This window comes from Rhizobium sp. SL42 (assembly GCF_021729845.1).
GTDB lineage: Bacteria > Pseudomonadota > Alphaproteobacteria > Rhizobiales > Rhizobiaceae > Allorhizobium.
The window spans coordinates 558,444-582,108 of sequence record NZ_CP063397.1 but is presented as its reverse complement, the minus strand read 5'-3'; the positions used below and the strand labels follow the sequence as shown (position 1 = coordinate 582,108).

The window sequence follows — 23,665 nt, the reverse complement described above, 5'->3', positions numbered from 1 at the left end:
TTTGACGGAATTGAGGCGGATGCCAGATCCAGCCAGATGAGGTGTGAGTAGGATGGATTCAGTGAGAAATTACCGGTCGCTGACGCGGGCGTGCTATGCAAGTGTTGCCCTGGCTGTGGTCGGCGTGCCGGCTATGGTCCAGGCCCAGGAAGAAAGCACACAGCTTTCCACGATCGTTGTCGAGGGCAAGAAGCAGACCGCCACCGGTCCGGTCGACGGTTATGCCGCACGCCAGACCGGCACCGGCTCCAAGGCTGCGACCCCGATCAGCGAGATCCCGCAATCGGTGTCGGTTGTCGGCCGTGAGGAGATCGAGGACCGCGGCGTGACCAACAAGGTCGACGAGATCCTGCGCTATACCTCGGGCGTGCTGGCGCAGCCTTTCGGCGCTGACGGCGACACGGACTGGATCTATATCCGCGGTTTTGACGCGACACAGACGGGTGTCTTCCTCGACGGCCTGAACCTGTGGAGCTACGGATTCGGTGGCTTCCAGATGGATCCGTTCTTCCTGGAGCGTGTCGAAGTGCTGAAGGGACCGGCTTCGGTGCTCTACGGCGGCGCCAATCCGGGCGGCATCGTCAACATGATCAGCAAGCGACCGCTTGACGAAAACCGGATCTACACGGAAACCGGCATCAACAATCACGGCACGGCCTTCTTCAACTTCGATGTCAATCATGTGTTCGAGGAACAGGGTGTCTCCACCCGCCTCACCGGCAAGATCGACGGCGGCAATACTGAGACTGGCGACGAATTCCGCGGTGTGCTCATGCCGCAGATCACCTGGAGCCCGGACGAGGCGACCAAGCTCAACGTCTACGGCTACTATTCCTATCTCGACCAGCAATATGGCACCAACGGCTTCCTGCCCTATGTCGGCACCGTGGTCGACGCGTCCTTCGGCCGGATCGACCCGACCGTGGACTATGGCGAGCCGAGCACCGACTACAGCACGATCCGCCAGCAGATGGTCGGCTACGAATTCGAGCACGAGTTCGACAGCGGCTGGACTGTGACGCAGAATGCCCGCTACGGCCATGTCGAGCGGGACGAGAACTCACCTTACACCTACGGCTACTATGATCCGGCCAATCCCTATTCCAGCTACCAGGCGCCGGTCACTGCCGACGCCCAGCTGCAGCGCTATGGTTTCGAGCACGAAACCGCGGTCGATAGCTTCGCTGTCGACAATCGCCTGGACGGGGAATTCGAAACGGGAGCGCTCGATCATCAGCTGATGGTCGGCCTCGACTACAAGCACTACCAGCTTGAGAGCGTCCAGGCCTTCGCCTTTGCAACGCCAGTGACGGCCGTCAATCCGGTTCACGGTGTGACCCAGCCGACCAATGGCGTCTATCTCAACCAGACGCTGACCCTGCAGCAGCTCGGCTTCTATGCCCAGGACCAGATCCGTTTCGGTGACGGCTGGATCGCGACGCTGAACGGTCGTTATGACCTTATCGATACGAAGCTCGACGATCACCTCTACACGGCGGACTACAAGTCCAACGATGCCGCCTTTTCCGGTCGCGCGGGTCTCGCCTACCAGTTCGCCAATGGCCTGACCCCCTATGTGAGCGCGGGGACTTTCTTCAATCCGGTGATCGGCACGACGCTGGGCAATGCGTTGGAGCCGGAGGAAGGTTATCAGGTCGAGGGCGGCTTCAAATATGAGCCGACTGCGTTTCCGGGCATGATCACAGCCTCCGTCTTCCATATCACCAAGCAGAACTGGACGGATACCACGCTCGGCATCTCGACCCAGGTCGGTGAAGTCACCTCCGACGGGGTGGAGTTTGAGGGCAAGGTCGATCTGAACGACGACTGGAAGCTTCTGGCTTCCTTCACCTATCAGTCACTGGAAGTCACCGCGGACCAGAACGGCTCGCTCATCGGCAGCACGCCGTATCTGACGCCGGAAGTGCTGGCGTCCGCCTGGATCGATTACACGGTGCCGACAGGCGCCCTGGAAGGCTTGAGCCTCGGCGCCGGCCTTCGTTACCAGGGCGAGTCCTGGGCCGACATGCCGAATACCTCGAAGGTGCCGGATGCCGTGCTGACGGATCTTGCCCTGCGTTATGAAAAGGATGGCTGGGGTGCGTCACTGAACGTCAACAACCTGTTCGACAAGGAATATGTCGCAGGCTGCAAGAGCACGCTGACCTGCGGCTATGGCGAAGGACGCACGATCACCTTCAAGCTGACGAAGACCTGGTAAACACCGGGCTACACCTCAGTCTGTGCACCATAAAAGGCCGCCGGCGGAAACGCCGGCGGCCTTTTGTCTGTATCGGCCAAAAGGTGTTGGTGTCGGTGACGTCCGTCACCCCGGAATCTACCCCGGACAGAGAAAATCGTATCTGCCGCATTTTGAACAAAACAGCGCCCAGATTTGCGATGAAACATAACCAATCAACTTGGTTGGCGCCTGGCGCCAAAAAGGTCCGGTCTGGCGCATTGACCCCTTACCCCCAGCCCCCCAATGCTTCCGGGCCGGACCGCTCCAGGTTTTCTGATCCAGAACTTTCTCAGATCTTGTGCTTTTCGATCATCACCGTGGCGCCGATGATCCGCGATGGCTGGCCGTCCTGGCTTGCGGCCTGCAACAGCACGGCACACCCGTCGCTCTTGTCGGAGCCGATGACCTTTGCCGGCAGCACGATGTCGAGCGGCTTGCCGTCCCACATGCCGACGGTCTGGACATCCGTTACGCTGTGCCAGTAATTGAGTTTCTGGCCGGTATTTTCGCCCTTGAGCACTTCAACCGTCTGATTTTCACGGAAATAGACGACCACGACATCGGCCTTGCCGATGCCGGCGACCGTGCCGGCGCCGATCGAAATTGTCAGCTCGTCGCCGGTGCGTCGGGTGTCGATCGGGACGACCAGCCCCAGCCCCTTGCCGTTCATGCTGTCGATCCGGCGATTGATTTCGACCGCGTCGGTACCCTTCAGATGGTCGCGGCCATTGAGCACGGCCTGGGGCGTGTAGACACCGCTGCGGCCAAAGGACTTGGCATAGCCATATTGCCGCTCGGTGTTTTCAGAGGACGCCAGTGTGTCGGCCCAGCCGAGATAGTTCCAGTAGTCGACGTGATAGGCGAGAGCAACGACGTCTCCCTGGCGCACAAGCTGCTCGAATGCCCGGTCAGCCGGCGGGCAGGAGCGACAGCCTTGCGAGGTGAAAAGCTCGACCACGCCCTTCGGCTTGACGATCTCTTCCGCCATGACGGGCGGGGCTGCCAGGCAGAACAAGATCGCACAATTCGCTGCCAGATGGCCCAGCGCGCTTTTCCTGTTCATAGATGCAGTGTCCAGTCGCATTGTCCGTGACGTAGCCTTGCTTTGCGGTTGTGCAGAGATAGCCCTTCCATCGCCGACAGCAAAGTCACGATGGGGTGAAATTTGCGTCATCGTTTCTTTCCGGCGCGCCGGCCCTACAAAAAAGCCGCCGGCTGGGGGCCGGCGGCTCATTCATTCAGAGGCTTGACGCGATCAGGCGGCCAGGTCGCGAAGAACGGTCTGCAGAATGCCGCCGTTGTTCATGTAGGTGACTTCATCCAGCGTATCGATGCGGCAGAGGATCGGAAGCTCCTTCACCGTGCCGTCGCCATACGTGATCTTGGCGATCTTCTTTTCACGCGGCTTGATGTCGCCTTCCAGGCCGTCGATCTCGACGATCTCGTCACCCTTCAGGTTCAGGCTTGCCCAAGTCGTGCCTTCCTCGAAGACGAAGGGAACGACGCCCATGCCGACCAGGTTCGAGCGGTGGATACGCTCGAAGGACTGGGCGATCACGGCGCGTACGCCGAGCAGGTTGGTGCCCTTGGCAGCCCAGTCGCGCGACGAGCCGTTGCCGTATTCGACGCCGGCGAAGATGACCAGCGGCGTGCCTTCAGCCTTGTACTGCATGGCCGCGTCGTAGATCGACATCTCTTCCTTGGACGGATAGTGGATGGTGTAGCCACCTTCCTTGCCGTTCGGGCCGAGCATGTGATTGCGAATGCGGATGTTGGCAAACGTGCCGCGCATCATCACTTCATGGTTGCCGCGACGCGTGCCGTACTGGTTGAAGTCGGCCACAGCCACGCCGTTTTCGGTGAGGTAGGCGCCGGCAGGCGAAGCCGCCTTGATCGAACCGGCAGGCGAGATATGGTCGGTGGTGATCTTGTCGCCGAAGAGACCAAGAACGCGGGCGCCCTTGATGTTCTTCAGGCCGGTGCCGGTCTTGCCCATGCCAACGAAGTAAGGCGGGTTCTGCACATAGGTCGACTTGTCGTCCCAGGCATAGGTCTGGCCGGCAGGAACCTGAACGGCCTGCCAGTTCTCGTCACCCTTGAATACGTCGGCATACTTCGATTCGTAAAGTTCGCGGGTGACGTATTTCAGGATGAATTCCTGGATCTCGTGCGAGGTCGGCCAGATATCCTTCAGGTAGACCGGGTTGCCGGCTTGGTCTTCACCGATCGGCTCCTTGGTCAGGTCCTTCTGGACCGTACCGGCCAGCGCATAGGCGACGACCAGCGGCGGCGAGGCCAGGTAGTTCGCCTGGACGTCCGGCGAGATACGGCCTTCGAAGTTGCGGTTGCCCGACAGCACGCCGGCGGTGATCAGGCCCTTGTCGTTGATCGTCTTCGAGATCGGACCCGGCAGCGGGCCGGAATTGCCGATGCAGGTCGTGCAGCCGAAGCCGACGAGGTTGAAGCCGAGTGCGTCGAGAGACGTCTGCAGGCCGGACTTGGCGAGATATTCGCCGACAACCTGCGATCCCGGTGCCAGCGAGGTCTTCACCCACGGCTTGGACTTGAGGCCCTTGGCAACGGCATTGCGTGCCAGGAGGCCCGCTGCGATCAATACGCTCGGGTTCGAGGTGTTGGTGCACGAGGTGATGGCGGCAATCGCCACGTCGCCATGGCCAATATCATAGTCGGTGCCTTCAACCGCATAGCGATTGGTCAGCTGGCCCGGCTTCTTGTAGTCGGTTTCCAGGGCCGTCGCGAAATTCGGTGCGATGGTTTCGAGCGGCAGGCGGCCTTCCGGACGCTTCGGGCCGGCCATCGACGGCACGACGTCGCCGAGGTCGAGTTCGAGCGTGTCGGTGAACACCAGTTCGGAGCCGTCGCCGTCGCGCCACATGCCCTGAACCTTGGAATAGGCTTCCACCAGCGCGATGCGGTCCTTGGCGCGGCCCGACATGGTCAGGTAGTTGATGGTTTCGCCATCAACCGGGAAGAAGCCGCAGGTCGCGCCATATTCCGGGCCCATGTTGCCAATGGTCGCACGGTCGGCGAGCGACATCGAATCGAGGCCCGGGCCGAAGAATTCGACGAATTTCGACACGACGCCCTTCTTGCGCAGCATCTGGACGACGGTGAGCACGAGGTCGGTCGCTGTGACGCCTTCCTTGACTTTGCCGGTCAGCTTGAAGCCGATGACTTCCGGCAGCAGCATGGACACCGGCTGGCCGAGCATGGCGGCTTCGGCTTCGATGCCACCCACGCCCCAGCCGAGAACGCCGAGACCGTTGATCATGGTCGTGTGAGAATCGGTGCCGACGCAAGTGTCGGGATAGGCGATCGTTTCGCCGTCCTCATCCTTGGTCCAGACGGTCTGGCCGAGGTATTCGAGGTTGACCTGATGACAGATGCCGGTGCCGGGCGGTACGACGCGAAAGTTCTTGAACGCCTGCTGGCCCCACTTGAGGAAGCGGTAACGTTCGCCGTTGCGCTCGTATTCGAGCTCGACGTTGCGGGCGAATGCCGTCGGCGTGCCGAATTCGTCAACGATGACCGAGTGGTCGATGACGAGGTCGACGGGAACGAGCGGGTTGATCTTTTCCGGATCGCCACCGAGGTTGACCATAGCATCGCGCATGGCAGCCAGGTCGACAACCGCCGGAACGCCGGTGAAGTCCTGCATCAGGACGCGGGCCGGGCGATAGGCGATTTCGTTTTCGGCCGTGCCCTTGTCGACGAGCCAGGCGGCGATGGCCTCGATGTCCTTCTTGAAGACGGAACGACCGTCCTCGTTGCGCAGGAGGTTTTCCAGCAGGACCTTCATGGAATAGGGCAGCTTCGACACGCCGGCGAGGCCGTTCGCCTCGGCCTTCGGGATGCTGTAGTAGACATAGTCTTTGCCGTTAACGGTCAAGACCGAACGGCAGTTGAAACTGTCGAGTGATTTAGCCACGGATAGAAACCCCGCTGATACTGATAGCCAACACAATCGTGCGGACGCCTATGCACTTCATGCACATCAGGATGCGGGTACGGCCATTTCCGCTGTCCGCCCGTGAAATATTGCTGTCGCAACGTTCATGTTCGGCACAAGGATGAAGTTCACGCCGACCGCTGGCGTGCTTGCAGGTCTTATAGATAGTTTCTAAGAAAGGTTCCAGACCGACCAATGGCGAATTTTGACAAAATTTTGCAACGCGATGATTAAAATCTTAATGAAGGGTCGGCCATGCGCCTGACGGTAGAAAACCTGAGCGCGCGACGCGGTGAGGAATTCATTTTCGTAAACATTTCCTTTGACTTGGGTCCGGGCGAGGCGCTGGTTCTCACCGGCCGCAACGGCTCTGGAAAATCAACGCTTCTGCGTGTCGTTGCAGGGCTTCTGCGACCTGAGACAGGGCAGGCGGAATGCCAGATTTCCGGCGATGGCGAGATGCGTCCGGCGGGGGAATTCAGCCATTATCTTGGTCATCGCAACGGCATGAAGCGAGAGTTGACCGTTCACGAGAACCTCGATTTCTGGCGCCGCTATCTTGGCGATGTCGGCGGCGAGAGTATGTCTGTCCAGGATGCGGCCATGACCGTCGGTCTCGCAGACATTACCCATCTTCCCTATGGTTATCTTTCCGCCGGCCAGCAGCGGCGATTCGCCATGGCGCGACTGCTCGTCGCTCACCGGCCGATCTGGATCCTCGATGAACCGACGGCCGCACTTGATTCGCGCGCCGATGAAATGTTCGAAGGCCTTGTGCGTCGTCATCGTGGCGCGGGCGGCATCGTGCTCGCCGCGACACATCAGCCGCTCGGGCTGGACGGCGCGCAGCAACTCGAGATGCGCGGTTTCGACCATGAAGAGATGGAGGGCGTGCAATGATCGCGCTTTTCCTGCGTGACCTGAAGCTTTCCGTCCGTGCCGGTGGCGGCGCCTTGATCGGGGTCCTGTTTTTCATGACGGTCGTTGCCGTCATTCCCTTCGGCGTCGGTCCCGATCTCAATCTCCTGGCGCGCATTGGTCCGGCGATCGTCTGGATCGGTGCCCTGCTGTCGGCGCTGCTCGGGCTGGACCGTCTGTTTCAGGCCGAACGTGACGACGGTGCGCTGGATGTGATCCTGATGCAGGAGACGCCTCTGGTATTGACGGTGCTCGTCAAGTGCCTCGCCCATTGGGTGGCGACCGGCCTGCCGCTGGTCATCGCATCGCCGCTGCTCGGATTGTTCATGAACATGAGCGAGGTGGCGATCGGGGCGGTGATGCTGACGCTGCTGGTCGGGTCGCCGGCGATCACCTTCATCGGCGCTGCCGGCGCCGCAGTCGCGGTGGCGCTGCCGCGCGGGGGTCTGCTTGTCTCTATCCTCGTCCTGCCTCTGGCGATCCCGGTGCTGATCTTCGGAGTCAGCGCCTCGTATGCCGCTGTCGAGGACCCGGCCCCATTTATGCCACCCTTCCTGTTTCTGGTCGCGATCATGCTGTTCTTCGCGGTTATCGGTCCGCTGGCGGCGGCACTTGCCCTGCGCAACGCCGCAGACTAGCCATTCCAGCAAAACGGCGTCACGGTTTTGCGTTCGAAACCGAGTGAACACAGAGAGGATGCGTTACCGGTGATCCGTATCCGTCGGAAACGCCTTCGTGACCCTGGATTGACCAGGATCAATTGCAGCAACAGGGATGACAGGTTAGAAGCAGTCTCATGAGCGATACCAGCCTTGCCATCTCGAAAATCGGCGATCTCGCCAATCCGACGCGTTTTCTGGCGCTGACGGCGCGTGTTCTGCCGTGGCTTTCCGGCATCACGGTGCTGTTGTTTTTCGTCGGTCTCTACATGAGCTTCACCACCGAGGGCGACTACCAGCAGGGCGATACTGTGCGCATCATGTATGTGCATGTGCCGGCCGCCTGGCTGTCGATGATGTGCTATTCGGTGATGGCCCTGTCGGCGATCGGCACCCTGGTCTGGCGCCATCCGCTGGCCGATGTAAGCCACAAGGCCGCAGCCCCGCTTGGCGCTGCCTTCACGCTGATCGCATTGATCACGGGTTCGCTCTGGGGCAAGCCGATGTGGGGCACCTGGTGGGTCTGGGATGCGCGCCTGACCTCGGTCTTCGTGCTGTTCCTGATGTATCTCGGCCTGATTGCGCTCAACCGTGCGATGGACGATCCGTCCCGGGCGGCGCGCCTGAGTTCCGTGCTGATCCTGGTCGGTTTCGTCAATATCCCGATCATCAAGTTCTCGGTCGAGTGGTGGAACACGTTGCACCAGCCGGCAAGCGTCATCAGGCTGGATGGGCCGACGGTGGATCCGGAATTCCTCCGGCCGTTGCTGGTGATGGCCGTTGCCTTCACCATGCTGTTCTTCACCCTGCATTTTGCCGCGATGCGCAACGAGATCTGGCGGCGCCGTGTCAGCGCCCAGCGCCGAATGGCCGCCCGCCAGGCCAGCCGGGAGCACGCCGCATGAGCCACGCATTCTATATCTATGGTTCCTATCTCCTGACGGCGCTGGTCTGTCTTGTGCTCATCGGCTGGGTCTGGCTCGACGGCCGGGCACGGCAGGGCGAGTTGAAGGCGCTTGAGGCTTCCGGCATTCGCCGCCGCTCCACTGCCGTCAAGCCGGGTGAGGGGGCATGAACACGCGGCCCTCCGATCCTGGCACGTCCCGCAAGGGGTTCGGCCGCTATGTCTTCGCGCTGCTGCCGCTGGCTTTCTTTACCGTGATCGCGGGGACCGCGGCCAAGATGCTCTACGAGCAGGACGTCAACGGCCGCGACATTTCCGTCATACCCTCGGCGCTGATCGGAACCAAGGCGCCGGAATTGTCCCTGCCCGCGCTCGAAGGCTCCGAGAGGCCGGCTCTGACGACGGCCGCGATGGCCGGCAAGCTGACGCTGGTCAACGTCTTTGCCTCCTGGTGCGTGCCATGCCGCGAGGAGCATCCGATGTTGCTGGAACTGTCGAGGGATCCGCGCATCACGCTGGTCGGCATCAACTACAAGGACCGAAACGACAATGCGCTGCGTTTTCTCGGTGAACTCGGCAATCCCTTCCAGGCGATCGGCATTGATCCGAACGGCAAGGCGGCCATCGACTGGGGTGTCTATGGCATTCCGGAAAGCTATCTCGTCGCCCCCGATGGCACGATCCTCTACAAGAAGGTCGGTCCGTTCGATCCGCAGTCGATCGAGACGCAGCTGATGCCGGCGATCGAAAAGGCGCTGGCCGCCGGCAGCTAGCTGAACCACGGATCAAAGCCGTTTGAGGCCGCCTGAGATGCTCAGAGCGCCGCTTGCCATTCCTTGATCGCGTCGACCGGCCAGACCAGCATCAGCACATTGAGGGTCAGATTGTCGCGGATGATGTAGCCCGTGGCGAGTTCGAAGCCGATGGCAATTGCCACCGTCAGCCAGATCGGCGCACGCGCGGCAAACCAGAAGCCGGCGATCATCGCGACCATGTCCATGGCCGAATTCAGGATGCTGTCGCCCTCGTATCCGATCGCCATGGTCGCGGACCGGTAGCGGTTGATGATGAGCGGCGAGTTTTCCAGAATTTCCCATCCCGCCTCGATGACGGCCGCCAATGTCAGGCGCGCGCCGATCGACGCCTTGCGCAGAATGGCCCAGCCAAGCAGGTAGAACAGGAAGCCGTGAATGATGTGCGAGGGCGTGTACCAGTCAAACAGATGCTGGGAATTGCCCGGCGTGTTGACGCCCGGCTCGAACAGCTTGATGTAGCCGCAAGAGCAGATCCACAGCCGGCCCATGAAGTATTGTGCGGCGATCTGGACGATCAGCACGACGGCCGTGGCGATCAGCCAGAAGCTCAGGCTGGATCTGCTTTCGCTTTCGGTCATCGTCGGCATACTCATTCCTGGCGGCCTGCGGCTTCATCTTCAAGCGAGTGCTTCATGATCAGCGGCATCTGGGCGAGGGTGAACAGGATGGTGATCGGCATGGTGCCCCACACCTTGAAATTCACCCAGACATCATTGGAGAAATTGCGCCAGACAAGTTCGTTGATCACGGCGAGGAACAGGAAGAATATGCCCCAGCGCAGTGTCAGCTTCCGCCACCCTTCCGCATCAAGCTGGAAGGCGGCATTGAAGACATAGCCGAGCAGCGATTTGCCGAACAGCAGCCCCCCGAGCAGGACCACGCCGAACAGCGAGTTGACGATGGTCGGCTTCATCTTGATGAAGGTCTCGTCCTGCAGCCAGATCGACAGTGTGCCAAACACCATGACAACGATGCCCGAGACAAAGGGCATGATCGGCAGGTGCTTGAAGATCAGTTTCGAGGCAATCAGCGATGCGATCGTCGCCACCATGAACAGCGCGGTTGCGATGAATAGCGGGCCGCCGACAGCGGTCAGGGCCGGAAAGGTCTTGGCCAGCCATTCGCCGCGCAGGTTGCCGAAGAAGAAGACGAGCAAGGGGCCAAGCTCGAGGGCCATCTTCAACATCGGATGATGCTTCTCGGCCGGGCTCGCCTCGATGTCGCTGGAATGGGCGGTCATGTCGTCGTCTTTCGTGGTTTTGTCCGGAAAATCGTTCATCGGGCGATGCCTGCAATGGCGCTGGCGAAATCCTCGGCCTCGAAGGGCTCGAGGTCGTCGACGCCTTCGCCAACGCCGATGAAATAGACCGGCAGTTTGTGCTTGGCGGCAATGGCGACAAGAATGCCGCCGCGGGCCGTGCCGTCCAGCTTGGTCATGATCAGGCCGTTGACGCCGGCGACATTGCGGAAGATCTCGACCTGGTTCATCGCGTTCTGGCCGGTGGTCGCGTCCAGCGTCTGCAGCACGGTATGCGGCGCGTCGGGATCGAGCTTGCCGAGCACGCGGACGATCTTTTCCAGCTCGGCCATCAGCTCGGTCTTGTTCTGCAGCCTGCCGGCCGTGTCGATGATCAGCACATCGGCCTTTTCGGCCCTGGCGCGCTCGAAGGCATCATAGGCGAGGCCTGAGGCATCGGCGCCAAGCCTGGTGCCGACGAAGGTGGAGCCGGTGCGGTCGGCCCAGATCTTCAGCTGTTCGATCGCTGCTGCACGGAATGTGTCGCCGGCGGCCAGCATGACCTTCAGGCCGGAGCCCGAGAGTTTTGCGGCGAGCTTGCCGATCGTGGTGGTCTTGCCGGTACCGTTGACGCCGACCACCAGAATGACATGCGGCTTGTGATTGAGGTCGAGCGCCAGCGGTTTGGCGACCGGCTTGAGCACCTTGGTGATCTCGCCGGCCATGATCCGGGTCACGTCCTCGCCGGTCACGTCCTTGCCGTAGCGCTCTGATGACAACGTGTCAGTGACACGGAGCGCGGTCTCGACGCCGAGATCGGCCTGGATCAGAAGGTCTTCCAGTTCTTCAAGCGTTTCTTCGTCCAGCTTGCGCTTGGTGAACAGCGCTGTGATCTGGCTGGTGAGTTGCGAGGATGTGCGAAACAGGCCGGCCGTCAGGCGCTGGAACCAGGTCAGCTTAGTCGCCGGAGCCGCAGCCACCGGTTCGACCGGCAGGCTGTCCGCCGTGGCAAAGCCCTTCGGCAGCGCAAGCGGTGCCGGCACCGGTTCTGCATCGACGGTTTCGGTGATCTCGCCATGCGGGATATCCGCCGGCTGGACCGGGTTTTCATGGAATACAGGCATGTCGACCGCTGCCGGCTCGGCGTCGGCGACGCCCTGCTGCCCGGCCGCTTCTTCGGCTTTCAGCAACTCCAGCGGCACGATTGCCAGATCGTTTTCCGCCGTTATCGGCTCAGGCGCGCCTAGCAGCGGGGGTTCTTCCGCGAGATCCGGTGCCGGGCCGCCTGCGGTGTCGATCTCTTCGGCAAGGACCGGGTCTTCCGCCAGCGGCAGGTCCTCGACATGGTCATGCGGTTCGCTTTCGGCGATGATCGCGGCCTCGACCTCGGGCGGCAGCGCCTTGTCGTCAATAGGCTCCACAACCGATTCGGACGGCTTTTCCTTGCCGAAGGTGAAGACTTTCCTGATGAAACCGAGAGCCATGGGTCGTGTTATTCCGTCTTCTCAGGCTGCAGCGCTGGCGGCCGTTGCCGATGCAATCGTCAGATGGCGGCCATTGTGGCCGCCGATCGAAACTTCGGCCAGCATGCCCGGCGTAAAGCCCGGCGCTGAGACGAAGGTGAAGTCTTCCGTATGGGCCATTTCGTTGCGTTCGACCAGCAGCATTTGTCGCGTGCCCGTCAGACGGTCGAGGTGGGCCACATGCAAGCGCTCGGCCACGGCGCGCAAAGCGGAGGCGCGCGCCTTGACCACGGCGCGGTCGTGCTGCGGCATGCGGGCCGCCGGCGTTCCGGGGCGGGGGCTGTAGGGAAAGACATGCAGATGGGCGATGCCGATCGCCTCTGCCAGGCGCGCGGAATTGGCGGCCATCTCCTCCGTCTCCGTCGGAAAGCCGGCGATCATGTCTGCGCCGAAGGCGAATCCAGGGCGAAGGTCACGGACCTGTCGGGCGAAAGCGAGCGCATCCGCACTGGAATGACGGCGCTTCATGCGCTTCAGGATCAGGTCGTCGCCATGCTGCAGCGACAGATGCAGGTGCGGCATGAAACGCGGCTCGTCGGCGATCAGGTCGAAAAGATGCCGGTCGACCTCGATGCTGTCGATCGAGGACAGCCGCAGCCTGAGTATTTCCGGCACCTGTTTCAGCAGCGTCTTGGCCAGTTGTCCGAGCGTTGGCCTGCCGGGCAGGTCGGCGCCGTAGCTGGTGGCATCAACGCCGGTCAGCACCAGTTCGCGATAGCCGTTTTCCACCAGCCTGCGGGCCTGCGCGACCACGGCGCCCATCGGGACCGAGCGGGAATTGCCGCGGCCATAGGGGATGATGCAGAAGGTGCAGCGATGGTCGCAGCCATTCTGCACCTGCAGGAAGCCACGGACATGGCCATCGATATGACCAACCATCTGCGGTGCAGTCTCGGTCACGCTCATGATGTCGTTGACGCGCAGCTTTTCTTCGGCCGAGACACCGAAATCCGGTAGCCGGCGATAGGTCTCGGCCTGCAGCTTCTCCTCGTTGCCGAGCACGGCATCGACTTCCGGCATGGCGGCAAAGCCTGCTGCATCCGTCTGGGCGGCGCAGCCGGTCACGATGATGCGGGTGTCGGGGTTTTCGCGGCGCGCACGGCGGATCGCCTGGCGGGCCTGCTTCACGGCCTCGCCGGTGACGGCACAGGTATTGACCAGAATGGCGTTGTTCAGCCCGGCCCTGGCGGCTTCGGCCTTCATCACTTCGGATTCGTAGGTGTTGAGGCGACAGCCGAAGGTGATGACGTCGATGCCGCTCACGAGGCGGAGGCCCCGACGATACTGCCGCCATTGTCCGTGTCGCGTTGCCAGTTGCCGCCGACAGGATCGACAGATCCGGACCATTCCCATTCGGCAGGACCGGTCATGATCACCTTGCTATCGCTTTCGCGCCATTCGATCGTCAGGGATCCACGATCGGGACTCGATGCGACGGTAATCGTCACCTTGCGGTCGGTACGGCCGGTGCGTGCGCCCGAAACCGCCGCCGCGCAGGCGGCAGAGCCACAGGCGAGTGTCAGGCCGGCACCGCGCTCCCAGGTACGGGTGGTCATCGTGGTCTTGGACGTGACGTGAGCCAGGGTGATATTGGCCTTTTCGGGAAAAATCGGATGGTTTTCCAGCAGCGGGCCGAAGCGTTCCAGATCGAAGTCCATCGGGTCCCGGTCGATCCAGAAGATCGCATGCGGATTGCCCATCGACATCACCGATGGAGAATGCAGGACCGGTGCGTCGATCGGGCCGATCTGCAACTCGATCTTGCTTGTATCGTAGAACTCTTCCGCCAGCGGGATGCGGTCCCATTCGAAGACGGGTTTGCCCATGTCGACCGAAATGGTTCCGTCGGCATGTTCGGCGGCGTTCAAAATGCCGGCAATGGTCTGGAAGGTGAAGGTCTTGCGGCCGGTTTCCGCGGCCAGCGCCTGCACGACGCAGCGCGTGCCATTGCCGCAAGCCTGGGCCTTCGTGCCATCGCAGTTGAGAATGTCGATATAGGCGTCGGTGCCATCGATCTTCGGATCGTGGATCGCCATGATCTGGTCGAACCGGGTTTCAGTATCGGCAGCCAGCGAAATGGCCGCTGCCGGGGTGACACGATCCGTGCGGCCGCGCATGTCGACGACCAGGATCTTGTTGCCAAGCCCGTTCATCTTCGCGAAGTCGACCCGATTGTCCATTTCCATGCTTCCTTGCCCTGTTGAGGGTTTATATGGCGGAAAAGCGATGAAATTACCAGTGCTGCAGCGCGAAGCGCCTCACCCTGCCGGAACGTCGAATACCTCTCCCGGCAGCAGCGCACGGAAAAGCGCGGCATCGACGCCGTGCTGGTCGAGTGCCGTGCGCAGCTCGGCGACAGGATGATCGATCGCTTCGTCGGTCAGCTGGAACGTGCCAAAATGGTGGCCGGCGACATGGGCTGCCCGACATGCCAGCATGCCGCGGACGGCTTCTTCCGGGTTCTGGTGCTGTCCCTTCATGAACCAGCGCGGCTCATAGGCGCCGAATGGCAGGATGGCGAGGCGGAAGCTGTCATACTTTTCGGCGGCGCTGGCATAGTTGATCCCGTCGTGAAAGCCAGTGTCGCCGACGTGATAGATCCGGCCTGCCGGCGTCTCGATAACGAAAGCGGCCCAGAGCGCCATGCTGCGGTCGCCGGTTCCGCGGGCCGACCAATGGTGGCTCGGCTCCGCTACGATGCGCACTCCGGGGCAGATGCTGGCCTCGGCGCCCCAGTCGAGCGCCGCGATCTCGGCATCCGGGATGGCCCGACGGATGATCGTGTCATTACCCAGCGGCGTGACGATCCGTGGCGAATGATGTTTGTGCAGGCGTTTCAACGTCGCGACATCGAGATGATCGTAGTGATTGTGGGAGACGAGCACGAGGTCGATCGGCGGCAGGTCGGCAAAGGCGATGCCCGGCGCCACGACCCGTTTGGGTCCGGCAAAGGAGAGGGGGCTGGCGCGTCTCGACCACAGCGGATCGGTCAGGATATTGAGCCCGGCCACCTGGATCAGAAGGGTGGCGTGGCCGACCATGGTTACCCGCAGATCCTCACCGGTAATGCGTTCTGTCGGTTTTGCCCCGGCAAACGGGCTGGTGACCGACTTCGGCCATCGGGCGCGCTTGCCGTTGAACTGCCATTTCAGCACGTCGCGGAAACTGCCGGGGGCCACGCCATTGGGATTGAAAAATCGTGTGCCGTCGAAATGATCGGAAACGGGACCGCTGTAATAGGGATTCTTGTTGCCTGTCACCGTCACTTCAACCGTCCTGTTGCCCTTGATGTGTCAGCATATGGGAGAGACGGGTGACGGTATCCAGCGGCGTTCGCAAAAATTGCCTTGCCTGACTGGTCGTGGCAAGGACAGAGACCGGCGCCACGTTGAGGTGGCGCCGGTCTGGATCGGATCAGAATTCCTGCCAGTCCTGGTTTTCCGCGCTGACGGCAACACCGCCTGCTGCCACGCGAACCGGTGCGCGACGCGGCGATGCGGCGGCTGCGGGCGCAGGGGCCGGAGTTGCGGAGCGTCGCGGTGCGGCCATTTCTGCCGCAACGGAGCGCAGTGAATCTGCACTGTTGCCGAGCTGGAACTGGCGGATCAGGTCGCGCAGGCGATTGGCTTCTCCGGCAAGGGTCGCGCAGGCCGCGTTGGCCTCTTCCACCATGGCGGCGTTCTGCTGGGTAACCTGGTCCATCTGGTTGACCGCCATGTTGACTTCCGACAGGCCGACCGACTGTTCGCGCGCCGACGTGGCGATCGAATCCATGTGCTGGTTGATCGTGACAATATAGGCTTCGATCGTCTTCAGCACTTCGCCGGTCTCGCTGACCAGCTTGACGCCGCTCGACACTTCGTCGCTGGAATTGCGGATCAGCGTCTTGATCTCCTTGGCCGCATTGGCCGAGCGCTGCGCCAGCTCGCGCACTTCCTGGGCGACGACGGCAAAACCCTTGCCGGCTTCACCGGCACGGGCGGCCTCGACGCCTGCATTCAGGGCCAGAAGGTTGGTCTGGAAGGCGATATCGTCGATCACGCCGATGATGTTCGAGATCTGGCCGGAGGACTGCTCGATCTTGCCCATGGCCGCGACCGCGTTTGCCACGACGGCGCCGGACTGGCGGGCGCTGTCATTGGCCTGGATGGCGACCGACCGTGCCTCTTCGGCGCGCTTGGAGGAATTGCTGACATTGACCGTGATTTCGTCGAGCGCTGCTGCCGTTTCTTCGAGCGAAGCGGCCTGCTGTTCGGTGCGCTTCGACAGATCGTCGGTGCTCTGGCTGATCTCGCGTGAACCGCTGTCGATTGCACCGCCGGCCTGGGCGACTTCGGCAAGCGTCTGGCGCAGCTGCGAGACGGCAAGGTTGAAGTCCGTCCGCAGGGTTTCGAAATCGGCGTCGAGCTGCTGGTTGATCTGGAAGGACAGGTCACCGGCCGCCAGATGCTTCAGGCCATCGGCCAGGGTCGAGGTGGCCTTGCTCATCGCTTCCGCACGCTGGTGTTCCAGCTGGGCTGTGCGGCGACGTTCGTCTTCGCTCTGGCTGCGCTGGCTGTCGGCCTCGTTTTCGAGATGCACGGCCCGGATGGCATTGTCTTTCAACACCTGGACGGCACGCGCCATGGCGCCGATCTCGTCGGGACGATTGCCATTGTCGACGGTTGCCGACAGATCGTTGGCGGCCAGACGGGAGATCGTGCCGGTGATATTGGCGATGACGGATGCCAGCGAACGGGCAAAGAACAGGAAACCGAGCGACGACAGCAATGCGACGAGAACGGTCACGATGGCGGTCGTCCAGAGCGCCTCGCGGCTGCCTTCGACGATCGGCGTCACATCGGAGGCGATCGTCATGACACCGATCTTGTCGCCGGAGAAATTGTTGAACGGCACACCTTCGACGATGTAGCTGCGTCCGCCTTCCGTCATCTGCGCCTTTACAGGCTTCCCGTCAAAAACGGACTTCAGCTGCTCGTCCGACAGAAGCGGCTTGTCGCCTAGCGTCGATGCCTGCTGAACCAGCTTTCCTTCGACGAGGACATGCACTGCGATTTCGCCCTGGATGCGTTCCGCCAGCGGCTTGAAATACGCGTTGGCAAGGCTCGTTCCGGTATCGACGACGCCGACCACCTTGCCATCGCGGAGAACTGGCGCTGAGGCAAACATGCTGACCGCGGTCCGGCCGGGTTCGGTGCCGGCGACCAGCTTGCCGCTTGCCAGCGCGCCGACGACCGTCTTGCGCCGACCCGTCATGTCATCGCCGAACTTGTCCGGCGTGTGAACGCGGGCAACGGCCTCGCCCTTTGCATTGATGAAGGTGATCAGCTGGACGCCGCCGGAACTGACGATTTCGGGCAGGCTGCCGGAATAGCGCTTGATGATCTCATCACGCGCATTGCTTTCGATCAGCCCCGCTGTTTCGGGCTCTCCGGCCAGCGCCAGCGCCACGGTCGATGCCGTCTTCTTCTGGGCATTCATGTCGTTTTCGATCAGCGCCAGGTCGCTCTGCATTTCCTTGCGCAGCGCGTCCTCGTTCATGTTCGACTGGCGATACCAGGCCGTGCCGCCAATGGCAGCGCTGGTAAACAGAACCGCAGCAAAGCCATAGGCCGTGATTTTGACCCAAAGGGGTCGTTTGATTGTCGTTTCGGTCATGGTGCTCTCCTCGATCCCGTCCGTGAGGAGAAAGTCATGGAAAACATTCAAATTTATGTAAATTCTGAATTAGCGAGTTATGAGGGGTGCATTCTTGTGGCGCGGGCCGTTTCCGCTTTGCCCTCAGGTTGCATCTGTTGGCAGCATTGTTGACTTTCCCAGCGTTTTGCTGTTTATCCCGGCCATCTGCGACGAGACAAGCACTCCGAGCCGCCGACCGGGACCCGCAAGGTATAAACAGATCCCGGAGGTCAACACCCGACAGCGCGATGCGCCCTCGGGTGCTTTTTGGCTTTGCGTCTTGTTTTCGTCCAAGGAAATACCGAGGTTTCGGGTATCCGAAACCGAGCAAGGAAGAGCCGATGTTTGAAAACCTCCAGGACCGCCTTGGTTCCATTCTGAATGGACTGACCGGCCGTGGCGCATTGTCCGAGGCAGATGTCTCGGCGGCGTTGCGCGAGGTTCGTCGTGCGCTTCTGGAAGCCGACGTTGCGCTTGAGGTCGTGCGCGGCTTCACCGAACGGGTTCGCGAAAAGGCTGTCGGCGCCGCCGTCCTGAAATCGATCAAGCCGGGACAGATGGTCGTCAAGATCGTCCATGACGAGCTTGTCGAAATGCTCGGCACCGAAGGTGTCGGCGTCGACCTGATGGCGGCTGCTCCGGTCGTGATCATGATGGTCGGCCTGCAGGGCTCGGGCAAGACCACGACGTCGGGCAAGATCGCCAAGCGCCTGACCGACCGCGACAAGAAAAAGGTCCTGATGGCCTCGCTCGACACGCGTCGTCCGGCGGCCCAGGAACAGCTTCGCCAGCTCGGCGTCCAGACCGGCATCGATACGCTGCCGGTGATCGCCGGCCAGTCGCCGACCGATATCGCCGCGCGCGCCGTCCAGGCTGCAAAGCTTGGCGGCCATGACGTCGTCATCCTCGACACCGCCGGTCGTACCCATATCGACGAGCCGCTGATGATCGAGATGGCCGAGATCAAGGCCCGCTCGAAGCCGCATGAAATCCTGCTGGTCGCCGATGCGCTGACCGGCCAGGACGCGGTCAATCTTGCGCGCAATTTCGACGAGCGCGTCGGCATCACCGGTCTCGTGCTCACCCGCATGGATGGCGATGGCCGCGGCGGTGCTGCCCTTTCGATGCGCGCCGTCACCGGCAAGCCGATCAAGCTGATCGGTGTCGGTGAAAAGATGTCGGAACTCGACGAGTTCCACCCGCGCCGTATCGCAGACCGCATTCTCGGCATGGGCGACATCGTCTCGCTGGTCGAGAAGGCTGCCGAGAACATCGATGCCGAAAAGGCAGCCGCCATGGCTGCCCGCATGGCCAAGGGAAAGTTCGACCTCAACGATCTCGCCGACCAGATCGGCCAGATGCAGAAGATGGGCGGCATGGGCGGCATCATGGGCATGATGCCCGGCATGGCCGGCATGAAGGACAAGATGGCGTCCGCCGGTCTCGACGACAAGCTGTTCAAGCGCCAGCTCGCGATCATCTCCTCGATGACCAAGGCCGAGCGCGCCAATCCCGACCTGCTCAAGCATTCCCGCAAGAAGCGCATCGCGGCCGGCTCCGGCACGGATGCCGCGCAGATCAACAAGCTTTTGAAAATGCACCGCCAGATGGCCGACATGATGAAAATGATGGGCGGCAAGAAGGGCGGCGGCATGATGAAGCAGATGATGGGCGGTCTCGCTTCCAAGATGGGCCTCGGTGGTGGAATGGGCGGCATGCCCGATCTGTCCAGCCTCGACCCCAAGCAGCTCGAGGCGCTGGCCAAGCAGGCCGAAGCCGCCGGCATCAAGCCAGGCGGTGGCCTGCCGGGTCTGGGCGGCGGTGGCCTGCCGGGCCTCGGCGGTCCGAAGCTGCCGGGTCTCGGTGGCGGTTTCCCGGGCCTTCCAGGCCTGCCGAAGAAGAAGTGAAAGGACGCGCATGACTGATCAGACTGTCAAGCAGCAGCTTTCCGGCTATCGCCAGTCGATCGACAATATCGACGCGGCGCTGGTCCATATGCTGGCGGAACGTTTTCGCTGCACCAAGGCCGTGGGCGTGCTCAAGGCCCAATACGATTTGCCGCCGGCGGACCCGGCGCGCGAGGAATACCAGATCGCCCGCCTGCGTCGCCTGGCGCAGGATGCCAATCTGGATCCGGATTTCGCCGAGAAGTTCCTGAACTTCATCATCACCGAAGTCATCCGGCATCATGAAGCCATTGCCGCCGAACATGGTGGCGTCACTGAAAAGACCGCCTGACGGCGGCCTCAACAAAAAACCGGATCTGCCGCGCGCAGTCCGGACTGAAAACCAAGGAGTAATGCAATGTCCCTGAAGATTCGTCTCGCCCGTGGTGGTTCCAAGAAGCGCCCTTACTACCAGATCGTTATTGCCGACGCCCGTTCGCCGCGCGATGGCCGCTTCCTCGAGAAGGTCGGTTCGTGGAACCCGATGCTCGCCAAGGACAACGACAAGCGCGTTGAACTGAACGCCGACCGCATCAAGGAATGGCTCGTCAAGGGCGCGCAGCCGACCGACCGCGTTGCAAAGTTCCTGGCCGATGCCGGCCTCGTGACCCGCGACGCACGCAACAACCCGGAAAAGGCAAAGCCGGGCAAGAAGGCCCTGGAGCGCGTTGCAGAGCGCAAGCAGAAGGCTGAAGACGCCGCTGCTGCCGCTGCCGAAGCTGCTGCTGAATAACAGGGTCTGCTCCCTGATCGAGCGGGCGGTGGGTTTCCCTCCGCCCGCTTTTGCGTTTTCTTTCTGCGCGCTTGCCCTTAAAAGGGATGAGCAGACCCTTTTCTCTCCAGGATATCGTACACCCATGACCGTGCTGCAGAACCCCGTCTTGATGGCCGTGATCGGCGCTGCCCAGGGCTTGCGCGGCGAGGTCCGGGTGAAAACCTATACCGCCGATCAGCTGTCGCTCGGCGAATATGGCGCACTCTACAGTGCCGACGGACGCAAGTTCGAGATCCTCGATATCCGCGAAGCCAAGACGGTGGCGATCGTTCGCTTCCGTGGCATCAATGACCGCAATGCCGCTGAGGCGCTAAACGGGCTCGAACTGTTCGTCGACCGCGACAGCCTGCCCAACGACGATCTGGACGATGACGAATTCTACTATGCCGATCTCGAAGGCCTCGAGGTCTATGACGCTGAGAACAATCATTACGGTGCTGTGTCCGGCGTTTATGATTTCGGCGCCGGCGATCTGCTCGAGCTGAAAGGCCCCGGCAAGCGCCCTGTCCTCATTCCCTTCTCGGAAGCCGCCGTGCTCGAGATCGATCTCGAGGGCAACCGCATCCTGGTCGATCCGATTGCCGCCGGCCTCAAGGATGACGGCGAGGAAAAACCCTACGGGCTCGGCAAGCCGCGCCCGCCCTATGGCAGCAAATGATCAGGCCATGAGTTTCAAGGCCTCCATTCTGACCCTCTATCCGGACATGTTTCCGGGCCATCTCGGCCAGGCGCTTGCCGGCCGGGCGCTTGAGCGTGGCGACTGGTCCCTGGAAGCGGTTCAAATCCGCGATTTTGCCGAGGACAAGCATCGCAGTGTCGACGATACGCCGTCCGGCGGCGGTGCGGGCATGGTCCTCAAGCCCGATGTGCTGGCGCGGGCGATTGATTCCATAGCCAGCGATGCAAGACCGCGACTGCTGATGAGCCCGCGCGGTCGGCCGCTCACCCAGCAGCGCGTGCGCGAGCTCGCGCAGAGTGAAGGCGTGGTGATTGTCTGCGGTCGTTTCGAGGGTATCGACCAGCGCGTCATCGATGCACGGCAGCTCGAGGAAGTTTCCATCGGCGACTATATATTGTCAGGTGGCGAGCCGGCCGCCCTGACCCTTCTCGATGCCGTGGTGCGCATTCTGCCCGGCGTCATGGGCAACCAGCTGTCGGGCGTGCATGAGAGCTTTGAAGGCGGCCTGCTGGAGCATCCGCACTATACCCGGCCGCAGGTCTTCGAAGGGATGGAGATCCCCGACGTGCTGACCTCCGGCAATCATGCGGCGATCGAAAAGTGGCGCCAAGCCGAAGCGGTCAAGCTGACGCGGGCGCGTCGCCCGGATTTATTGGTGGATGGCCGGCCTCAGCCTGTGACGAAGTAATAGATCGAAAGTCCGACGCCGGCACCCACGACCAGCCAGCGCAAGACGGCCTGCGGTACTCTCTTCGCCATGGCAACGCCGGCATAGCCGCCCAGCGCGGTGGCGGGGATCATGACGAGGGCATGCGGCCAGGATACTGCCCCGGCACCGACGAAGACGATGATCGCAACGGCGGCGATGACGATCGACAGAAAATTCTTCAGCGCGTTCAGCCTGTGATAGTCGCCGCCGCTGGCCAGTCCGAGCGAAGCCAGCATCATGATGCCCATGCCGGCACCGAAGAAGCCGCCGTAAAAGGATGTCGCTGCCTGGAGGGCAAGGCCCAGCGGGCTCGCCGGATGGCTTTCTCCCGCCGTCTTCGGTCGCAGTTTCGGACCGGCTGCGAAGACTGCCGTTGCCGCAAGCAGCAACCAGGGCACCATGGCGCGGAAGGACGGATTGGACAGCGATATCAGGAACAGGGCGCCGCCCAGCGCTGCAATCGCCGATACGATGCCCAAGGCCAGGGCGCCTCTCCAGAGGCCCGCAAACTCCTTCCGATAGGCCAGTGTCGAGGTGATGTAGCCGGGAAACTGGATGATCGACGAGGTTGCGTTGGCGCTGATCGGCGGGACACCCGCCAGCGTCAGCGCACCGAAGGTCAGGAAGGTGCCGCCGCCGGCTATGGCATTGACCGCGCCGGACAGGAAGCCGGCGACAAACAGCAGACAGATCAAGGCCATGGACATGCAGCAAGCTCCCTTTTATGCGCTAGCCGCAGTCATAGCATCGCAAAATCGGCCGACAAGCCGCATTTCAAGGGCTTCCGGCGGATAAAATTGGGATCGAAGGGGTGACAAGCCGTGCCCCATGGTGTAATGGCCCGCTCGGATATGGGCGACAAGCCCGTCTGCCAAAACAAAGAACCGCGTATTCGCTCCCGCCCGTCTGGGCAAGATCCGGAGGCCTTGGCCGAAGGATGATCGTAGAGCGCTCTGGCCGTTTCAGAAGAAATTGAGGTTAGACATGAACATCATTCAGCAGCTGGAAGCCGAACAGGCCGCCAAGATCGAAGCCAAGCGCAAGCTTCCGGAATTCTCGGCTGGCGATACGCTCCGCGTCAACGTCACCGTCAAGGAAGGCACGCGCACCCGCGTACAGGCCTATGAAGGCGTTTGCATCGCTCGTTCGGGCGGCGGCATCAACGAAAGCTTCACCGTTCGCAAGATCTCCTACGGCGAAGGCGTCGAGCGCGTATTCCCCGTCTACTCGCCGCTGGTCGAAAGCGTCGAAGTTGTCCGTCGTGGTAAGGTCCGTCGCGCCAAGCTGTACTACCTGCGCGATCGTCGCGGCAAGTCGGCTCGTATCGTTGAAGACACCGGCGTTCGCGCCCGCAAGCTGAACGACGCCGAGCGCGCCGCGATTGCTGAAGAAAAGGCACGTCTGGAAGCCGAAAAGGTCGCAGCAGCACAGGCTCTGGCCGCCGAAAAGGCAGCTGCAGAAGCCGCTGAAGCCAAGGCCGCAGCAGAAGCTGCTGCTGCCGCTGAAGCAACGGCTGCCGAAGGCACCGCAGAATAAGAATTTCCCGTTACGGGATCTGGAAAAGGCGGTCTTCGGACCGCCTTTTTTCGTTTTGGCCCGTTTTGCCCGG

The 23,665-nt window shown here is 61.9% G+C and carries 22 protein-coding genes; 12 read left to right on the top strand and 10 right to left on the bottom strand.

The window, feature by feature from the left end:
• Positions 1 to 61 precede the first annotated feature (61 nt).
• Entirely contained in the window at positions 62 to 2,221 is a 2,160-nt protein-coding gene (locus IM739_RS02610; RefSeq protein WP_272911328.1) for a TonB-dependent siderophore receptor, read from the top strand.
• Positions 2,222 to 2,531: 310 nt separating this feature from the next.
• Here the strand turns inward: IM739_RS02610 and IM739_RS02605 are convergent, their stop codons facing one another.
• Together IM739_RS02605 and acnA are read right to left on the bottom strand one after the other, a co-directional pair.
• The gene (locus tag IM739_RS02605) at positions 2,532 to 3,230 is read right to left on the bottom strand and encodes a DUF1223 domain-containing protein (protein WP_237370949.1); all 699 of its coding nucleotides are present in this window, start codon (positions 3,228 to 3,230) and stop codon (positions 2,532 to 2,534) included.
• Between the two features lie 267 nt (positions 3,231 to 3,497).
• Complete coding sequence (gene acnA, locus IM739_RS02600; RefSeq protein WP_237369699.1) at positions 3,498 to 6,191, bottom strand: aconitate hydratase AcnA; 2,694 nt, start codon at positions 6,189 to 6,191, stop codon at positions 3,498 to 3,500.
• 276 nt (positions 6,192 to 6,467) lie between these two features.
• Here acnA and ccmA point away from each other — a divergent pair, with 276 nt between their 5' ends.
• From ccmA to IM739_RS02575, 5 genes are all read left to right on the top strand, one after another.
• Complete coding sequence (gene ccmA / locus IM739_RS02595; protein ID WP_237369698.1) at positions 6,468 to 7,112, top strand: heme ABC exporter ATP-binding protein CcmA; 645 nt, start codon at positions 6,468 to 6,470, stop codon at positions 7,110 to 7,112.
• Positions 7,109 to 7,768, top strand: coding sequence for a heme exporter protein CcmB (gene ccmB / locus IM739_RS02590; protein WP_237369697.1), 660 nt, complete (start codon positions 7,109 to 7,111; stop codon positions 7,766 to 7,768). Before ccmA ends, ccmB begins: the two co-directional genes overlap by 4 nt.
• A 158-nt stretch (positions 7,769 to 7,926) precedes the next feature.
• Complete coding sequence (locus IM739_RS02585) at positions 7,927 to 8,694, top strand: heme ABC transporter permease (RefSeq protein WP_237369696.1); 768 nt, start codon at positions 7,927 to 7,929, stop codon at positions 8,692 to 8,694.
• Positions 8,691 to 8,864: a heme exporter protein CcmD gene (gene ccmD / locus IM739_RS02580; protein ID WP_237369695.1), complete on the top strand. Its 174-nt coding sequence runs from the start codon at positions 8,691 to 8,693 to the stop codon at positions 8,862 to 8,864. The genes IM739_RS02585 and ccmD overlap by 4 nt, the downstream gene beginning before the upstream one ends.
• Complete coding sequence (locus tag IM739_RS02575) at positions 8,861 to 9,466, top strand: DsbE family thiol:disulfide interchange protein (RefSeq protein ID WP_237369694.1); 606 nt, start codon at positions 8,861 to 8,863, stop codon at positions 9,464 to 9,466. The genes ccmD and IM739_RS02575 overlap by 4 nt, the downstream gene beginning before the upstream one ends.
• 41 nt (positions 9,467 to 9,507) lie before the next feature.
• On the opposite strand, the gene IM739_RS02570 is transcribed toward IM739_RS02575, so the two are convergent.
• The 7 genes from IM739_RS02570 to IM739_RS02540 form a co-directional block, all read right to left on the bottom strand.
• Positions 9,508 to 10,101: a DUF2585 domain-containing protein gene (locus tag IM739_RS02570; protein ID WP_442981081.1), complete on the bottom strand. Its 594-nt coding sequence runs from the start codon at positions 10,099 to 10,101 to the stop codon at positions 9,508 to 9,510.
• Complete coding sequence (locus IM739_RS02565) at positions 10,098 to 10,748, bottom strand: septation protein A (RefSeq protein ID WP_237370948.1); 651 nt, start codon at positions 10,746 to 10,748, stop codon at positions 10,098 to 10,100. The genes IM739_RS02570 and IM739_RS02565 overlap by 4 nt, the downstream gene beginning before the upstream one ends.
• A gap of 35 nt (positions 10,749 to 10,783) precedes the next feature.
• Positions 10,784 to 12,229: a signal recognition particle-docking protein FtsY gene (gene ftsY, locus IM739_RS02560; protein WP_237369692.1), complete on the bottom strand. Its 1,446-nt coding sequence runs from the start codon at positions 12,227 to 12,229 to the stop codon at positions 10,784 to 10,786.
• 21 nt (positions 12,230 to 12,250) lie between these two features.
• Positions 12,251 to 13,531, bottom strand: coding sequence for a tRNA (N(6)-L-threonylcarbamoyladenosine(37)-C(2))-methylthiotransferase MtaB (mtaB, locus tag IM739_RS02555; protein WP_237369691.1), 1,281 nt, complete (start codon positions 13,529 to 13,531; stop codon positions 12,251 to 12,253).
• On the bottom strand, positions 13,528 to 14,448 hold the full coding sequence (gene dapF / locus IM739_RS02550; protein ID WP_237369690.1) for a diaminopimelate epimerase: 921 nt from the start codon (positions 14,446 to 14,448) through the stop codon (positions 13,528 to 13,530). The genes mtaB and dapF overlap by 4 nt, the downstream gene beginning before the upstream one ends.
• Before the next feature lie 78 nt (positions 14,449 to 14,526).
• On the bottom strand, positions 14,527 to 15,534 hold the full coding sequence (locus IM739_RS02545) for an MBL fold metallo-hydrolase (RefSeq protein WP_237369689.1): 1,008 nt from the start codon (positions 15,532 to 15,534) through the stop codon (positions 14,527 to 14,529).
• A 148-nt stretch (positions 15,535 to 15,682) separates the two neighbouring features.
• Positions 15,683 to 17,926, bottom strand: coding sequence for a methyl-accepting chemotaxis protein (locus tag IM739_RS02540; protein ID WP_237369688.1), 2,244 nt, complete (start codon positions 17,924 to 17,926; stop codon positions 15,683 to 15,685).
• A 362-nt stretch (positions 17,927 to 18,288) separates the two neighbouring features.
• Between IM739_RS02540 and ffh the strand changes: the two genes are divergently transcribed.
• The 5 genes from ffh (at position 18,289) to trmD (ending at position 22,035) form a co-directional block, all read left to right on the top strand.
• Positions 18,289 to 19,854 carry a signal recognition particle protein gene (ffh, locus tag IM739_RS02535; protein ID WP_237369687.1) on the top strand — a complete coding sequence of 522 codons (1,566 nt, stop codon included), beginning with the start codon at positions 18,289 to 18,291 and terminating at the stop codon, positions 19,852 to 19,854.
• A gap of 10 nt (positions 19,855 to 19,864) precedes the next feature.
• Positions 19,865 to 20,185: a chorismate mutase gene (locus IM739_RS02530; RefSeq protein WP_230170031.1), complete on the top strand. Its 321-nt coding sequence runs from the start codon at positions 19,865 to 19,867 to the stop codon at positions 20,183 to 20,185.
• Between the two features lie 66 nt (positions 20,186 to 20,251).
• On the top strand, positions 20,252 to 20,626 hold the full coding sequence (gene rpsP, locus IM739_RS02525; protein WP_237369686.1) for a 30S ribosomal protein S16: 375 nt from the start codon (positions 20,252 to 20,254) through the stop codon (positions 20,624 to 20,626).
• A 124-nt stretch (positions 20,627 to 20,750) separates the two neighbouring features.
• Positions 20,751 to 21,326 (top strand): ribosome maturation factor RimM, encoded by a 576-nt coding sequence (gene rimM, locus IM739_RS02520; protein WP_237369685.1) that lies wholly within the window; start codon positions 20,751 to 20,753, stop codon positions 21,324 to 21,326.
• Between the two features lie 7 nt (positions 21,327 to 21,333).
• Entirely contained in the window at positions 21,334 to 22,035 is a 702-nt protein-coding gene (gene trmD / locus IM739_RS02515; RefSeq protein ID WP_237369684.1) for a tRNA (guanosine(37)-N1)-methyltransferase TrmD, read from the top strand.
• Here trmD and IM739_RS02510 read toward each other — a convergent pair.
• Positions 22,017 to 22,763, bottom strand: a complete 747-nt coding sequence (locus tag IM739_RS02510; RefSeq protein WP_237369683.1) for a sulfite exporter TauE/SafE family protein — start codon at positions 22,761 to 22,763, stop codon at positions 22,017 to 22,019. The genes trmD and IM739_RS02510 overlap by 19 nt on opposite strands.
• A 277-nt stretch (positions 22,764 to 23,040) precedes the next feature.
• On the opposite strand from IM739_RS02510, the gene rplS reads away from it, so the two are divergent.
• A complete protein-coding gene (gene rplS / locus IM739_RS02505) occupies positions 23,041 to 23,592 on the top strand; it encodes a 50S ribosomal protein L19 (protein ID WP_237369682.1) in 552 nt (183 codons plus the stop codon).
• The last annotated feature ends 73 nt before the right edge of the window (positions 23,593 to 23,665 follow it).

Bases quoted from the DNA above. Each gene is read 5' to 3' on its own strand.
- IM739_RS02605 (WP_237370949.1), bottom strand. From the start codon at position 3,230: ATGGCGGAAGAGATCGTCAAGCCGAAGGGCGTGGTCGAGCTTTTCACC.
- ccmA (WP_237369698.1), top strand. From the start codon at position 6,468: ATGCGCCTGACGGTAGAAAACCTGAGCGCGCGACGCGGTGAGGAATTC.
- ccmB (WP_237369697.1), top strand. From the start codon at position 7,109: ATGATCGCGCTTTTCCTGCGTGACCTGAAGCTTTCCGTCCGTGCCGGT.
- IM739_RS02585 (WP_237369696.1), top strand. From the start codon at position 7,927: ATGAGCGATACCAGCCTTGCCATCTCGAAAATCGGCGATCTCGCCAAT.
- ccmD (WP_237369695.1), top strand. From the start codon at position 8,691: ATGAGCCACGCATTCTATATCTATGGTTCCTATCTCCTGACGGCGCTG.
- IM739_RS02575 (WP_237369694.1), top strand. From the start codon at position 8,861: ATGAACACGCGGCCCTCCGATCCTGGCACGTCCCGCAAGGGGTTCGGC.
- IM739_RS02570 (WP_442981081.1), bottom strand. From the start codon at position 10,101: ATGAGTATGCCGACGATGACCGAAAGCGAAAGCAGATCCAGCCTGAGC.
- IM739_RS02565 (WP_237370948.1), bottom strand. From the start codon at position 10,748: ATGACCGCCCATTCCAGCGACATCGAGGCGAGCCCGGCCGAGAAGCAT.
- ftsY (WP_237369692.1), bottom strand. From the start codon at position 12,229: ATGGCTCTCGGTTTCATCAGGAAAGTCTTCACCTTCGGCAAGGAAAAG.
- dapF (WP_237369690.1), bottom strand. From the start codon at position 14,448: ATGGACAATCGGGTCGACTTCGCGAAGATGAACGGGCTTGGCAACAAG.
- IM739_RS02540 (WP_237369688.1), bottom strand. From the start codon at position 17,926: ATGACCGAAACGACAATCAAACGACCCCTTTGGGTCAAAATCACGGCC.
- ffh (WP_237369687.1), top strand. From the start codon at position 18,289: ATGTTTGAAAACCTCCAGGACCGCCTTGGTTCCATTCTGAATGGACTG.
- IM739_RS02530 (WP_230170031.1), top strand. From the start codon at position 19,865: ATGACTGATCAGACTGTCAAGCAGCAGCTTTCCGGCTATCGCCAGTCG.
- rpsP (WP_237369686.1), top strand. From the start codon at position 20,252: ATGTCCCTGAAGATTCGTCTCGCCCGTGGTGGTTCCAAGAAGCGCCCT.
- rimM (WP_237369685.1), top strand. From the start codon at position 20,751: ATGACCGTGCTGCAGAACCCCGTCTTGATGGCCGTGATCGGCGCTGCC.
- trmD (WP_237369684.1), top strand. From the start codon at position 21,334: ATGAGTTTCAAGGCCTCCATTCTGACCCTCTATCCGGACATGTTTCCG.
- IM739_RS02510 (WP_237369683.1), bottom strand. From the start codon at position 22,763: ATGTCCATGGCCTTGATCTGTCTGCTGTTTGTCGCCGGCTTCCTGTCC.
- rplS (WP_237369682.1), top strand. From the start codon at position 23,041: ATGAACATCATTCAGCAGCTGGAAGCCGAACAGGCCGCCAAGATCGAA.